Source organism: Pantoea allii, from assembly GCF_002307475.1.
Lineage (GTDB): Bacteria > Pseudomonadota > Gammaproteobacteria > Enterobacterales > Enterobacteriaceae > Pantoea > Pantoea allii.
On sequence record NZ_NTMH01000012.1, the window covers coordinates 1 to 13,859 of the forward strand.

14 protein-coding genes and 1 other annotated feature are annotated in these 13,859 nt (G+C 52.9%); of the genes, 9 read left to right on the top strand and 5 right to left on the bottom strand.

Annotated elements, in window-relative coordinates; all coding sequences use genetic code 11:
• Positions 1-454 (bottom strand): amidase family protein (locus tag CMR03_RS04815; protein ID WP_244181339.1); only part of this gene is annotated, 454 nt, incomplete at its 3' end.
• Between the two features lie 270 nt (positions 455-724).
• Here CMR03_RS04815 and sltY point away from each other — a divergent pair.
• Positions 725-2,644, top strand: coding sequence for a murein transglycosylase (gene sltY, locus CMR03_RS04820; RefSeq protein ID WP_096010949.1), 1,920 nt, complete (start codon positions 725-727; stop codon positions 2,642-2,644).
• Positions 2,645-2,688: 44 nt separating this feature from the next.
• Positions 2,689-3,009, top strand: a complete 321-nt coding sequence (gene trpR, locus CMR03_RS04825; protein ID WP_096010950.1) for a trp operon repressor — start codon at positions 2,689-2,691, stop codon at positions 3,007-3,009.
• Here the strand turns inward: trpR and yjjX are convergent, their stop codons facing one another.
• A complete protein-coding gene (gene yjjX, locus CMR03_RS04830) occupies positions 3,010-3,528 on the bottom strand; it encodes an inosine/xanthosine triphosphatase (protein WP_096010951.1) in 519 nt (172 codons plus the stop codon).
• Between the two features lie 60 nt (positions 3,529-3,588).
• On the opposite strand from yjjX, the gene gpmB reads away from it, so the two are divergent.
• Positions 3,589-4,236 (top strand): 2,3-diphosphoglycerate-dependent phosphoglycerate mutase GpmB, encoded by a 648-nt coding sequence (gpmB, locus tag CMR03_RS04835; RefSeq protein WP_063878344.1) that lies wholly within the window; start codon positions 3,589-3,591, stop codon positions 4,234-4,236.
• A 39-nt stretch (positions 4,237-4,275) separates the two neighbouring features.
• Here gpmB and robA read toward each other — a convergent pair whose 3' ends face one another.
• Positions 4,276-5,142, bottom strand: coding sequence for an MDR efflux pump AcrAB transcriptional activator RobA (gene robA, locus CMR03_RS04840; RefSeq protein ID WP_063878345.1), 867 nt, complete (start codon positions 5,140-5,142; stop codon positions 4,276-4,278).
• A 195-nt stretch (positions 5,143-5,337) separates the two neighbouring features.
• Between robA and creA the strand changes: the two genes are divergently transcribed.
• Positions 5,338-5,811 (top strand): protein CreA, encoded by a 474-nt coding sequence (gene creA / locus CMR03_RS04845; protein WP_063878346.1) that lies wholly within the window; start codon positions 5,338-5,340, stop codon positions 5,809-5,811.
• Between the two features lie 47 nt (positions 5,812-5,858).
• On the opposite strand, the gene arcA is transcribed toward creA, so the two are convergent.
• Entirely contained in the window at positions 5,859-6,575 is a 717-nt protein-coding gene (arcA, locus tag CMR03_RS04850; RefSeq protein ID WP_013024548.1) for a two-component system response regulator ArcA, read from the bottom strand.
• Positions 6,576-7,181: 606 nt separating this feature from the next.
• Between arcA and CMR03_RS04855 the strand changes: the two genes are divergently transcribed.
• The 5 genes from CMR03_RS04855 to thrC all read left to right on the top strand — a co-directional run bounded on the left by CMR03_RS04855 (position 7,182) and on the right by thrC (position 12,914).
• Complete coding sequence (locus CMR03_RS04855) at positions 7,182-7,880, top strand: tRNA/rRNA methyltransferase (RefSeq protein WP_096010952.1); 699 nt, start codon at positions 7,182-7,184, stop codon at positions 7,878-7,880.
• A 195-nt stretch (positions 7,881-8,075) separates the two neighbouring features.
• Entirely contained in the window at positions 8,076-8,150 is a 75-nt protein-coding gene (gene thrL / locus CMR03_RS25835; protein ID WP_109707012.1) for a thr operon leader peptide, read from the top strand.
• Positions 8,083-8,207: a sequence feature (Thr leader region), on the top strand. Its footprint overlaps the gene before it by 68 nt.
• A gap of 25 nt (positions 8,208-8,232) precedes the next feature.
• Entirely contained in the window at positions 8,233-10,695 is a 2,463-nt protein-coding gene (thrA, locus tag CMR03_RS04865; RefSeq protein WP_096010953.1) for a bifunctional aspartate kinase/homoserine dehydrogenase I, read from the top strand.
• A gap of 2 nt (positions 10,696-10,697) precedes the next feature.
• On the top strand, positions 10,698-11,627 hold the full coding sequence (gene thrB / locus CMR03_RS04870; RefSeq protein WP_096010990.1) for a homoserine kinase: 930 nt from the start codon (positions 10,698-10,700) through the stop codon (positions 11,625-11,627).
• Positions 11,628-11,630: 3 nt separating this feature from the next.
• Positions 11,631-12,914, top strand: a complete 1,284-nt coding sequence (gene thrC / locus CMR03_RS04875) for a threonine synthase (protein ID WP_063878350.1) — start codon at positions 11,631-11,633, stop codon at positions 12,912-12,914.
• Between the two features lie 70 nt (positions 12,915-12,984).
• Here thrC and yaaA read toward each other — a convergent pair whose 3' ends face one another.
• Complete coding sequence (gene yaaA, locus CMR03_RS04880; protein WP_096010954.1) at positions 12,985-13,758, bottom strand: peroxide stress protein YaaA; 774 nt, start codon at positions 13,756-13,758, stop codon at positions 12,985-12,987.
• Positions 13,759-13,859: the final 101 nt, after the last annotated feature.

The following is a 13,859-nucleotide window of genomic DNA, read 5'->3' on the forward strand; positions in this document are numbered from 1 at the left end:
AACCGCCACTGACAAAATCCGGGTCAAAGGTATTACATACCGCGCCGTAGGGTGAACGTGTGCCGACCAGGCCGGTAGCAAACTGGTCGAGGTTGGTTTTTCCCATCACCACCGCGCCCGCCGCTTTGAGTCGCGCCACCACAAATGCATCATCAACAGCGGTGTAGCTGAAAGCAGGGCAGGCGGCGGTTGTCGGCCAGCCTGCCACGTCAATGTTGTCTTTCACTGCAAAGGGCACACCAAACAGTGGGAGCGAGTTCGGGTCCTGCTGGTAGCGCGCCAGGAGCGGCTCAGTTTGCGCCATTAACTGGGACGGCGTGGCAAGGTAGATCCAGGCATTATCTTCCGGGTCCAGCTCAGAAAGGTGGGCCGCCAGCAGCGTGTGGATCTGCTCAGGGTGCTGCTGAGCGCGTTGCTGCCACTCTTTTAGGGTTAAGCCAAATGTCGAAGCCATGCAGTGAATTCCAACAGGTATACAAGATGGGATTCAACAAAGCAAAGCCTGTGCCAGAATTTTAATTATATGAATCAATAAGATAATTCGGCCATCCATAAGTATATGTGATGATAAAATGCACAGTTGTCGCGCAGGCATTGTGACATCGCGGTGCGTTGAACGTCTGCTAAGGTAAATTTTGTGAAGAACATGGCAAGAGTGGCTTCCCCTGGTTAGCATGAATAACGCCTGGCACGTAGCCAGCGCCCAGCAACAGAGGAGATTTACGTGGAGAAGTGGCGTAACTGGATGATAGGGATCTGCCTGGTCAGCACGGCAGGCAGCGCATGGGCTGATTCGCTTGATCAACAACGGCAACGATATCAACAGATTAAGCAGGCGTGGGACAGTAATCAAATGGCGACAGTCGAACAGCTGTTACCGACGCTGCAGGATTATCCGCTTTACCCGTATTTAGAATATCGTCTGCTGGCGCAGGATCTCGATCAGGAAACCAGCCTGGCGGTACAGAATTTCATTCAAAAGTATCCCACGTTACCGCCCGCCCGCTCGCTGAAAACGCGTTTTGTTAACGTACTGGCACATCGTCAGGACTGGCAAGGCGTGCTCAACTTCAGCCCCGATGAACCCACGCCGGTTCAGGCGCGCTGTAACTGGTACTATGCCAAATGGTCAACCGGTCAGCAGCAGGTCGCCTTTGACGGTGCAAAAGCGATTTGGCTACGCGGTACGGCCCTGCCGAATGACTGTGACAAGTTATTTTCTGTCTGGCAGGCCAGCGGTCAGCTTTCTCCCATCACCATTCTTGAACGTATCCGTCTGGCGATGAAAGCGGGCAATGACAGCCTGGTCAGCTACCTGGCGAAAACGCTGCCCGCCGATTATAAGACGATGTCGGATGCGCTGCTGGCGCTGCAGAAAGATCCCCAATCCGTTACAACCTTTGCCAACAGCGTCGGTGCGACCGATTTCACACGGCAGGCCACGATTTTTGCGTTCACCCGCGTCGCGCGTGCCGATATGGAAAATGCCCGTAGCATGATCCCGCAACTGGTGCGGGCGCAAAAAATGGGCCCCGAAGATGAGCAGGCGCTGAAAGAAATTGTGGTCTGGCGCATGATGGGGAGCGATCTGACGTCAGAGCAGGCGCGCTGGCGCGATGCGGTGGTGATGGACAGTGAGTCTACCGCGTTAATAGAGCGGCGGGTGCGCCTGGCGCTCACTGAAAACGATCGCCGTGGTCTGAACACCTGGATTGCTCGTCTGCCGGTTGAGGCAAAAGAGAAAGATGAGTGGCAATACTGGCAGGCCGATCTGCTTTATTCAAAAGATCGAAAAGAAGAAGCGGATGAAATACTGCATAAGCTGATGAAGTCACGCGGTTTTTATCCCATGGTCGCCGCGCAACGTTTGGGCGTGGAGTATCCACTTCAGGTGGATGCCGCTCCAAAACCGGACAGTGCAACAATCCAGGGGCCGGAGTTGGCACGCGTGCGTGAGCTGATGTACTGGGGGATGGACAACCTGGCACGCAGCGAATGGGCTAACCTGATTGGCAGCAAAACCCATGTGCAGCAGCAGATGCTGGCGCGTTATGCCAGCGAACAGGACTGGTGGGATCTGAGCGTACAGGCGACGATTACCGCGAAAATGTGGGACAGCCTGAAAGAACGTTTCCCGCTGGCATGGCAGGATCTGTATAAGCAGAACACCCAGGGGAAAACCATTCCGCAAAGTTATGCGATGGCCATTTCCCGTCAGGAAAGTGCGTGGAACCCCAAAGCACGTTCACCGGTGGGAGCCAGTGGGCTGATGCAGATTATGCCCGCGACAGCGACGCACACCGTGAAGATGTTCAACATACCCGGCTATGTCAATCCGTCTCAGCTGTTCGATCCGCAAACCAATATCCAGATCGGGACGCAGTATCTGGAGTATGTTTACCAGCAGTTTGATAAGAACCGGATTTTCTCGTCCGCGGCTTACAACGCCGGGCCGGGTCGGGTACGGACGTGGCAGGGCAGTACCGCAGGGAATCTGAGCGCGGTCGCCTTTATCGAAACCATTCCGTTTTCCGAAACCCGAGGTTACGTGAAGAACGTGCTGGCTTATGATGCCTACTACCGGTATTTCATGGGCCAGCCTGACAAGATCCTGTCAGATGCTGAGTGGAATCGCCGCTACTAGCTGTGTTAAGCTTCCGTACTCTTTAGCGAGTACGGAAGCCTTTCATGAATCAACCCTCTGTGCCATCCAACACTGAACCGGCTGCGGACGCTGACTGGCTGCGTTTTGTTGACCTGATGCATCAGGCTTTTGCGGACCATCACGCGCTGCCGCTGTTGCAACTGATGATGACGCCTGATGAGCGAGAGGCTTTTGGTACACGCTTGCGTATCATTGAATCCTTGCTGAATGGCGATATCAGCCAGCGTGAGTTGAAAAATGAACTGGGCGTGGGAATTGCCACGATAACCCGTGGTTCAAACAGCCTGAAAGAAGCCCCTCCAGAGCTGAAGCGTTGGCTGGAAGCGCAACTTCATCGCCGCTGATTATTGCTGATAGAACGGATGTGTGAGCGGACAGAGCGCCAAAATCAAGGCCTGGTGGTAGACGCTGGTGCGGCTAAGCAGGCCATTGGTCAAGGTACCGATCGCGCCACCTTTGTGTTTAATGTTTTCGACCCCGGTCAGACGTGCCATTTCTTCGCCCAGTTCGCGACCTTCACGTAATCCGGCCATCACAACCGGCGGCAGGGTAAAACTGGCCGAACGCGACTCGCCACGCTGTTTCTGGTTTTCCACTACCATCCAGGCAAAGGCAGACTCTTCTTCAATACCTGCTTCAATCGCCACCCAGAAGTCGGCTTCCGGGCGAACCTGACGGGCATTCATGACACGCTGACGTGCGCCAGTTCGCGTTTCGTGATTGGTTAATGGCTGTGCGGCAACGCCGCTCTCGACCTCGACCCCTTCAATATGGCAGGATCCCTCGCCGAAAACGTCGTTGAATGCCTGAGCAATTGCACGAATCTTTGCTGGATTAATGGTAGCTGCGACAACATGGTACATAATCAATTGAACCCTCAGGTAATAAAGGCGATTTTGGTCGCAGTATAACGGAAACTAAGCATGCTACAGGTCTATCTTGTTCGTCACGGTGAAACGGTATGGAATGCAGAGCGTCGCATTCAAGGGCACTCCGACAGTCCGCTGACGGAAAAAGGTGAGCAACAAGCCCGTCAGGTCGGTGAACGTATCAAAAACGCAGGTATCACACATATCATTTCCAGCGATTTAGGGCGCACCCGGCGCACCGCTGAAATCATTGCTGATGCCTGTGGATGTGACATTACCTTCGACCCGCGTTTGCGGGAGCTGAATATGGGCGTACTGGAAAAGCGTCTGCTTGACGAACTGAGCGCGGAAGAAGAGCGCTGGCGCGCTTCGCTGGTTAACGGAACCGAGGGTGGCCGTATTCCTCAGGGCGAGTCAATGACGGAGCTGGCGCAACGTATGCAGGCTGCTCTGGATGCCTGTCTTGCGCTGCCAGCCGGTAGCCGTCCATTACTGGTCAGCCACGGTATGGCGCTGGGTGTTCTGGTCAGCACGATTCTGGGGCTGCCGGCTTATGCCGAGCGTCGTCTTCGCCTGCGCAACTGTTCGATCTCACGCGTCGATCATCAGCAGAGCGCGTGGCTGGCGCAGGGTTGGGTCGTGGAGACTGCGGGTGATATCACCCATCTCGACGCGCCTGCGATGGACGAGCTTCAGCGTTAATCGATTATGCCGTCATGATGACGGCATAACCGCAAGCGTTTAACGGCGAATCGGAATCAGATATTCACAGTGAATCTCTGTTGGCGGCTCGCTGCGCTTTTTGCCGCCATGGGTAATAAAGCGTTCAATATCCTGCCCCATACGGCGCGTCAGGCCCAGCGTTGGCATACAGGTTCCGTACAGCAACAGAATAAATTCCTGCAGTTCCACGCGCGGGCCATTGTAGTTGAACTGAACGTAATCTCCCGCTTCAAGAATCACCTTCTGCCCTGAATACATCGTGGTTGCGCTGTCGGCAGGAACGGCCGTGGTGTACAGAATCTCCTGCTCATCATCCTTTTCATGACTGGCACGGACCTGGTGCAACCCATAAAGCACGGGCGGAACCGTATCCGTTTCCAGCAGAAACTGTTTCCAGAAATGAACACGCATCTCATCACGGTAGCTGGAGATTTGTTCCAGGGTACAGGTATAACTCTGTGTCTGTCCCATCAGCACGGTTTCCGGAAGCGTCACGAACTGCGATTCTGGCTGCTGTTCATTCCCTAACCGAATCGGCGGGCGGATACCAAAGGAGTTCCATTCTGACGAACGGCGATACCATGCAGGTGTTTGATTAAACTGCTTTTTAAAGGCTCGCGTAAAGGTCTGTTGTGAATCAAAACGATACTGCAGAGCAATATCGAGAATCGGGCGGCTGGTCAGGCGAAGTGCTACCGCTGCTTTGGAAAGACGTCGTGCCCGGATGTAAGCGCCAATGGCGTGTCCGGTAACGTCTTTAAACATCCGTTGTAGATGCCATTTAGAATAACCCGCTTTAATGGAAACATTATCCAGTGAAAGTGGTTGATCCAAATGGCTCTCCAGCCAGGCAAGCAAATCGCGAATGATACCGGCTTGGTCCATAAAACATCCTCATACTCTGGTGGCGCAGCTAAATGAAGTCGACGAATAATAGCACTTATTGCTTAAAAGACATGTTCGGTTTTGACAGGGATTGTTGTGCTATCTACGCGGGAATTTCTACCCTTTTTACGTTGGTGATTGCATCAATTAACAGTACATTACATGCTCATCTATTACATTTGCAATGGTAACTCAATGACAACACTTCGTCTTGTAATCCTCACCTTCGCAGGTTTACTGTTTTCCGGTCCGCTGTTGGCTGAAGAGATTGGCTCCGTCAACACCGTGTTTAAGATATTTGGACCTGACCATAAAATTGTGGTGGAAGCGTTTGACGATCCTGACGTAAAAAATGTCACTTGCTACATTAGCCGGGCTAAAACAGGCGGCATTAAGGGCGGGCTGGGATTAGCGGAGGATACATCTGACGCGGCCATTTCGTGCCAGCAAATTGGGCCGATTGAACTGAGTGAAAAAATTGCCAAAGGCAAAGCAGAAGGGGACGTGGTGTTCCGCCAGCGGACGTCGCTGATCTTTAAGAAACTGCAGGTTGTGCGTTTCTTTGACAGCAAGCGTAACGCATTAGTCTATCTGGCGTACTCAGACAAAGTGGTGGATGGCTCACCCAAAAATGCGTTGAGCGCCGTACCGATTATGCCGTGGCATTAAGGCCAGGACATTAAAAACGCCCGTGAGGGCGTTTAAAAAACGACAGATTAATCCTGCAGGTCGCCGCAGAAACGATAGCCTTCACCATGAATGGTGGCGATGATTTCCGGGGTATCTGGCGTGGATTCAAAATGTTTGCGGATACGACGGATCGTCACGTCAACGGTACGATCGTGTGGCTTGAGGTCGCGTCCGGTCATCTTCTTCAGCAAATCAGCACGTGTCTGAATCTTGCCCGGATTTTCGCAGAAGTGCAGCATGGCACGGAACTCACTGCGCGGCAGTTTGTACTGCTCACCGTTGGGATTGATCAGCGATCGGCTGTTGATGTCCAGCTCCCAGCCGTTGAACTTGTAGCTTTCAACCTGGCGGCGCTCTTCATTAGGCAAAGGCAAATTCATGGTGCGCAACAGCAGGTTACGGGCACGAATAGTTAATTCACGTGGGTTGAACGGTTTGGTGATGTAGTCATCTGCACCAATTTCCAGCCCAAGGATCTTATCGACTTCATTATCGCGTCCGGTCAGGAACATCAATGCCACATTAGCTTGCTCACGCAGTTCACGCGCCAGTAACAGGCCATTTTTGCCTGGCAGGTTGATGTCCATGATAACCAGATTGACATCATTGTCGGTCAACACCTGATGCATTTCTGCACCGTCGGTGGCTTCATATACGACATAACCTTCCGCCTCAAAAATACTTTTGAGGGTATTACGCGTGACCAGTTCGTCTTCAACGATGAGAATGTGCGGGGTCTGCATGTTTAGCTACCTAATTTTGCCAACTAAATTGAAAACAGGGCGTACAGCGGTTAGGTGCTCTCCAGTGCGGAGAACGGCAAGCTTTGCTGAACCGTTGTACGAAAGTAAATTTTGATAAGCTTTTATCAATGTCAACAACAGTGTTAGCTCAGCCAGCCGGGATAAAGATTCCATGCCCTGCGGAATAAATAATTTGAAACATATACTAACTGTATTAACAGCAACCTAACAGCAATAACAACAACTGGTAAGCATAAAAACAACGCTTCGTTGACTTATATCAAATGCAATTGTAGCACGTTAACATTTCTGTGAAAAACATCTCAAAAAATAGCGTGCTGGCTGACATAAAGCATCATCTTTGTGCCGGTGAGACGGGGTTGTCACAAAATATGATGTTAGGAACTTACTATTACAGTGGACTGAAATGAAAGGCTTTTATTTGGACTATTCTGATAATGTGCACTTTATGATAAAAACACACTCTTCGGCCTTTTTTAACGTGTTTTAACATGTATTTCAGGGTTTTAACCTGACTGCCTATATCCCTTAATAATATGGGGCCATGTTACACTACTGGCGTACACATTAACTGATGGAACAATCATGCTTTTTCCTCTTATCCTCGTTTCACCTGCCCGGGCCGAAAATATCGGTGCGGCTGCCCGCGCCATGAAAACCATGGGATTCAGCGAATTGCGGATTGTTGCCAGCGATGCATGGCAGGACCCGGCAGCACGGCGCGTGGCACATGGTGCGGGAGACATTCTGGATAGGGTAAAAACCTTTGAGACACTGACCGACGCGCTGGCGGATATCGATTTTTCCGTCGCCACCACTGCGCGAAGCCGGGCCCGGTTCCGCTATTATGCGACGCCACAACAGGTTGAGGCCCAGTTGCTTGAGAAACGGCAGTGGGTGAACAGCATGGCGTTGGTGTTTGGCCGTGAAGACAGCGGCCTGACCAACGAAGAGCTTGAACAGGTCGACCTGCTCACCGGTATTCCGATGGCAAATGACTATCCCTCACTGAACCTGGGGCAGGCGGTCATGGTTTACTGCTACCAGCTGTCGGCGCTCAACCAGGTGGCCGCGCCGGTGGCACCGTCTGCCGATGCGCAACAGCTCCATGCGCTGCGCCAGCGTTTTGAACAGCTACTGTTGCAGTTAGAGGTCAGTGACGACAGCAAAATGTCAGACTGGATTAACCAGCGCATTGGCCTACTGGAGCAGCGCGACAGTGCCATGCTGCATCGTTTACTGCATGACGTGGAAAAAAAGCTGGCAGATAAATCCTCGGGTTAAACCTGACTATCTAGTGACAGATGTTAATGAAGCGCGGTATGCCAAACGATTCGCCAGGTTTTTTTTGTTTAACAGGATGCTAAACATTGTGGTTTATATTTGCGCAAAGGATAAAACCGTTGACTTGATGTGCGCTTTGCTTTACTTCTTGACGCAGACAGACAATCAATGACAGACAGAAAAAAATAAATCTGAATGCGTAATCACAGCCTGAACACCACAATTATTACCACCACCATTACCATTACCATCGGTAAAGGGGCGGGCTGACGCATCCAGGAAAAACAGAAAAGAAGCCCGCACCTCACGAGTGCGGGTTTTTTTTTGACTCAAAATCAGGAGAGTTGACATCATGCGAGTGCTGAAATTCGGTGGGACCTCGGTTGCGAATGCAGAACGTTTTCTGCGCGTGGCCGATATTCTGGAAAGTAATGCGCAACAAGGACAGGTTGCCACCGTGCTTTCTGCGCCTGCTAAGATCACCAACCATCTGGTCGCGATGATTGAAAAAACCATCAGCGGCCAGGATGCGCTGCCGAATATCAGTGACGCTACGCGCATCTTTGCTGAACTGTTGCAGGGCCTGGCCGAGGCTCAACCCGGTTTTGACTATGACGGCCTCAAAAGCCGCGTGGACAGCGAGTTTGCCCAACTCAAACAGGTGCTGCACGGTATCAGCCTGTTGGGACAGTGCCCGGACAGCGTCAATGCCGCCATTATTTGTCGTGGTGAGAAGCTCTCTATCGCCATTATGGAAAAGCTGCTTGAGGCGCGAGGCTATGGCGTCAGCGTTATCGATCCGGTCGAGAAACTCTTAGCCATTGGCCACTATCTTGAGTCGACTGTCGATATCGCCGAATCAACCCGCCGCATTGAAGCCAGTAAAATTCCCGCAGAAAATATGATCCTGATGGCCGGTTTTACCGCCGGTAATGAGCGGGGTGAGCTGGTCGTGCTGGGACGTAACGGTTCTGACTACTCGGCGGCGGTGCTGGCTGCCTGCCTGCGCGCCGATTGCTGTGAGATCTGGACCGATGTGGACGGGGTTTATACTTGCGATCCGCGCCAGGTGCCGGATGCTCGTCTGCTTAAATCCATGTCTTATCAGGAAGCCATGGAGCTGTCCTATTTCGGGGCTAAAGTCCTGCATCCACGCACTATCGCGCCTATCGCACAGTTTCAAATCCCTTGCCTGATCAAAAATACGGCTAACCCGCAAGCCCCCGGCACGCTGATTAGCGGTCATGGCGAACAGGACGACTTCCCGGTTAAGGGCATCACTAACCTGAATAATATGGCGATGTTTAACGTCTCCGGCCCGGGAATGAAAGGTATGGTCGGCATGGCGGCCCGCGTGTTCGCCACCATGTCGCGTACCGGCATTTCGGTGGTGTTAATCACGCAGTCGTCCTCTGAATACAGCATCAGCTTCTGCGTGCCGCAGAGCGAGCAGGCGCGTGCGCGCCGCGTGCTGGAAGAGGAATTCTACCTTGAGTTGAAAGATGGCTTACTGGATGCGCTGGACGTTATCGAAAATCTGGCGGTTATCTCGGTCGTGGGTGACGGGATGCGCACCCTGCGCGGAATTTCAGCGAAGTTCTTCTCTGCGCTGGCGCGCGCCAACATTAATATTATCGCCATTGCTCAGGGATCGTCTGAACGCTCCATTTCGGTCGTGGTCAATAATGATGACGTCACCACGGGCGTGCGCGTCGTGCACCAGATGTTGTTTGCCACCGACCAGGTGATTGAAGTCTTTGTGGTAGGCGTCGGCGGTGTCGGCGGTGCATTGCTGGATCAGTTGCATCGTCAACAGGCGTGGCTCAAGCAAAAGCATATTGATCTGCGTGTTTGCGGCATCGCCAATTCCCGTGCGCTGTTAACCAACGTCCACGGTATCGATCTCAGCAACTGGAAAGGCGAAATGGCACAGGCCAAAGAGCCGTTTAATCTGGGACGCTTAATCCGCCTGGTCAAAGAGTACCATCTACTGAATCCGGTGATTGTGGACTGTACATCGAGTCAGGCGGTTGCCGACCAGTACGCGGAATTTCTGGCCGAAGGTTTTCACGTGGTCACGCCAAATAAAAAGGCCAATACTTCGTCGTGGGAATACTATCAGAAGATGCGTGTTGCCGCGGCCGGCTCGCGTCGTAAGTTCCTGTATGACACGAACGTCGGCGCGGGATTACCGGTGATCGAGAACCTGCAGAACCTGCTGAATGCAGGCGATGAGTTGATTAAGTTCTCCGGTATTCTGTCGGGTTCACTGTCTTATATTTTTGGTAAGCTGGACGAAGGTGTATCGTTGTCAGAAGCGACGCGTATGGCACGCGAGATGGGCTTTACTGAGCCCGATCCACGTGACGATCTTTCTGGTACGGACGTTGCGCGTAAGCTACTGATTCTGGCACGTGAAGCAGGCCATTCGCTGGAGATGAGCGATGTTGATATCGAACCGCTGCTGCCCGCGCACCTGAACGCGATTGCCGATGTTGAACAGTTTATGCAGCAGTTACCCGACGCCGATGCGGCGATTGCCGCCAGAGTGGAACAGGCGCGTGCTGAAGGGAAAGTGTTACGTCTGGTTGGCGTGATCGAAGAGGGCGGAGCCTGCAAAGTGAAGATCGATGCGGTTGACGGTAACGATCCGCTTTTCAAAGTCAAAAATGGCGAAAACGCGCTGGCTTTTTACAGCCGCTATTATCAGCCGATTCCGTTAGTATTACGCGGATACGGTGCAGGAAATGATGTGACAGCCGCAGGCGTTTTCGCCGATCTGCTGCGCACACTGTCATGGAAGTTGGGAGTGTAATGATGGTAAAAATTTATGCGCCAGCCTCAATCGGTAACGTCAGCGTGGGGTTTGACGTGTTGGGCGCCACGGTATCGCCAGCCGATGGTTCGTTGCTGGGGGATTGCGTGTCCGTTGAGGCCGCTGACAGTTTTAGCCTGATCAATTCGGGTCGGTTTGTCAGTAAACTGCCCAGCGACCCCAAAGAGAATATCGTTTATCAGTGCTGGCAGCGCTTCTGTGAAGCGATTGGCAAAACGGTGCCGGTGACGATGACGCTGGAAAAAAATATGCCGATTGGCTCGGGCCTTGGCTCCAGCGCCTGCTCTGTAGTGGCAGGACTGATGGCGATGAACGAGTTTTGCGGTAAACCCCTGGATGATACCCGGCTTCTGGACCTGATGGGCGAACTGGAAGGGCGCGTCTCCGGTGGCGTCCATTACGATAATGTTGCGCCCTGTTTCCTTGGCGGCATTCAGCTGATTCTGCAAGAAAACGGTATTATCAGTCAGCCAGTACCGGGATTTGACGACTGGCTGTGGGTGATGGCCTATCCGGGCATTAAAGTCTCGACCGCTGAAGCGCGGGCGATTTTACCGGCGCAGTATGCTAAACAGGACTGCATCAAACACGGTCGTCTGCTGGCAGGCTTCGTTCACGCCTGTCATACGCGCCAACCTGCGCTGGCCGCTAAACTGATGCAGGATGTCATTGCTGAGCCTTATCGTACTCAGCTGTTACCGGGCTTTGCCCAGGCTCGCCAGGCCGCTCTGGACATTGGGGCGCTGGCCTGCGGGATTTCGGGCTCAGGCCCCACGCTATTCGCCATTTGCAACCAAATGGAAACGGCACAGCAGGTGGCCGACTGGCTGAGCCAGCACTATCTGCAGAACGATGAAGGCTTCGTCCATATCTGCCGTCTTGATACGGCTGGCGCACGTAAACTGGGATAACGCATGAAACTCTACAATCTTAAGGATCATAACGAGCAGGTCAGCTTCGCCCAGGCGGTGAAACAGGGTCTGGGTTCACAGCAAGGGCTGTTTTTCCCGCTCGAACTGCCGGAATTTGAACTGACCGACATTGATGCCATGCTGGAAATGGATTTTGTTACGCGCAGTAGTAAAATCCTGTCGGCCTATATTGGTGATGAAATCCCGGCGCAGCATCTGACCGAACGTCTTAAAACCGCCTTTACCTTCCCGGCCCCGCTGAAAGAAGTGAGCGACGATATCGCCTGTCTTGAGCTGTTTCACGGTCCGACGCTGGCGTTCAAAGACTTTGGCGGTCGTTTTATGGCGCAAATGCTGGCCTACGTCAGCGGTTCAGATGAGCAGATCACCATTCTGACAGCAACCTCCGGGGATACCGGTGCCGCCGTGGCCCACGCGTTTTACGGTATGGAAAACGTGCGTGTCGTTATTCTCTATCCGCAGGGAAAAATTAGCCCGTTACAGGAAAAATTGTTCTGTACCCTTGGCGGCAACATCGAAACCATCGCCATTGAGGGGGATTTTGATGCCTGTCAGTCGCTGGTTAAGCAGGCGTTTGACGATCAGGAACTAAAGAAGGCCATCGGCCTGAACTCCGCCAACTCAATTAATATCAGCCGCCTGCTGGCGCAGATTTGTTACTACTTCGAAGCGGTTGCCCAACTGCCGCAGGAGAAACGTAATCAACTGGTCGTGTCAGTGCCAAGCGGAAACTTTGGTGATTTAACGGCCGGTCTGCTGGCGAAGTCACTGGGCCTGCCGATTAAGCGTTTTATCGCCGCGACCAATGCCAACGACACCGTGCCACGTTTCCTTGGCAACGGCGAATGGCAGCCTAACGCCACCGTCGCGACGCTGTCGAATGCGATGGACGTCAGCCAGCCAAACAACTGGCCGCGTGTGGAAGAGTTGTTCCGCCGCAAAACTTGGCGTTTGGGCGATCTGGCTTACGGCGCGGTAACGGACGATGTGACGCGGGAAGCCATGCGCGAACTGGCTAAACTGGGTTACGTATCTGAGCCACATGCGGCAATTGCCTGGCGTTTGTTACGTGATCAACTGCAGGACGGGGAGTTTGGTTTATTCCTTGGCACGGCGCATCCGGCTAAGTTCCTGGAGAGCGTGGAAAGCATCCTGGATCAGAAACTGGCCTTGCCTGCAGAACTGGCTGAGCGTGCGGATTTGCCCTTGCTGTCGCACAAGATGAACGCGGACTTTGCTCAACTGCGGGCATTTTTGCTTAAGTAGTGTTCAGGTCATCACGCAGAGGGGGCACTCACCCCCTCTGCGTCTTGAAAGACCGATACGTCGGGCAGTCTTACTGTTCGGCGCGTTTGAACACCAGTTCGTTCTCACGGCTTTCATCAGCGGCAAACGCATAGCCATCAACGTCAAACCGCGTTAACTGCTCTGGCTTCGTCAGGCGGTGCTGAATGATATAGCGACTCATCAATCCCCGGGCCTTTTTCGCGTAGAAACTGATCACTTTGAACTTGCCGTTTTTCTCGTCCAGAAAGACCGGTTTAATCAGGCGCGCCTGTAGCTTCTTCGGCTTAATCGCTTTGAAGTATTCATCGGAAGCCAGATTAATCAACACGTCATCCCCCTGGCTTGCCAGCGCGTCGTTAAGTTTTTCCGTTAACAGATCGCCCCAGAAACTGTAGAGATCCTGACCTGCCGGGTTAGCCAGTTTGATGCCCATCTCCAGCCGATAAGGCTGCATTAAATCCAGCGGACGCAGCAGGCCATACAGGCCAGACAGCATGCGCAGATGATCCTGAGCAAAGTCGAAGTCTTTTTCACTAAAGGTTTCGGCCTGCAAACCAGTATAGACGTCGCCTTTAAACGCCAGAATGGCCTGACGGGCATTCTCCAGGCTGAAATCGGGCTGCCAGCTGTTAAAACGCTCAGCATTTAAATGCGCCAGCTTGTCGCTAATACTCATCAATGACGCGACCTGCGCAGGCGACAGCTTGCGCGCAATTTTAATCAGCTGTTGTGACTTTTCTAACAGCGCAGGCTGGGTAAAGCGCTGTGTCGCCAGGGGGCTTTCATAATCCAGCGTCTTGGCGGGAGAGATCACCATCAACATCGTCGCGTCCTCAATGAGTCCCTTTTTTTAAGGGGTTAGCCTGTAATTGTCGCCCGCAGTGTAGCAAAAAAGCCGCAAGGATCGGCAAATCACTCCTATTT

Excerpts from the sequence above, each read along its gene's own strand:
- creA (WP_063878346.1), top strand. The coding sequence starts at position 5,338 with ATGACAACACTTCGTCTTGTAATCCTCACCTTCGCAGGTTTACTGTTT.
- yaaA (WP_096010954.1), bottom strand. The coding sequence starts at position 13,758 with ATGTTGATGGTGATCTCTCCCGCCAAGACGCTGGATTATGAAAGCCCC.
- thrA (WP_096010953.1), top strand. The coding sequence starts at position 8,233 with ATGCGAGTGCTGAAATTCGGTGGGACCTCGGTTGCGAATGCAGAACGT.
- CMR03_RS04855 (WP_096010952.1), top strand. The coding sequence starts at position 7,182 with ATGCTTTTTCCTCTTATCCTCGTTTCACCTGCCCGGGCCGAAAATATC.
- arcA (WP_013024548.1), bottom strand. The coding sequence starts at position 6,575 with ATGCAGACCCCGCACATTCTCATCGTTGAAGACGAACTGGTCACGCGT.
- gpmB (WP_063878344.1), top strand. The coding sequence starts at position 3,589 with ATGCTACAGGTCTATCTTGTTCGTCACGGTGAAACGGTATGGAATGCA.
- thrC (WP_063878350.1), top strand. The coding sequence starts at position 11,631 with ATGAAACTCTACAATCTTAAGGATCATAACGAGCAGGTCAGCTTCGCC.
- yjjX (WP_096010951.1), bottom strand. The coding sequence starts at position 3,528 with ATGTACCATGTTGTCGCAGCTACCATTAATCCAGCAAAGATTCGTGCA.
- trpR (WP_096010950.1), top strand. The coding sequence starts at position 2,689 with ATGAATCAACCCTCTGTGCCATCCAACACTGAACCGGCTGCGGACGCT.
- robA (WP_063878345.1), bottom strand. The coding sequence starts at position 5,142 with ATGGACCAAGCCGGTATCATTCGCGATTTGCTTGCCTGGCTGGAGAGC.
- thrB (WP_096010990.1), top strand. The coding sequence starts at position 10,698 with ATGGTAAAAATTTATGCGCCAGCCTCAATCGGTAACGTCAGCGTGGGG.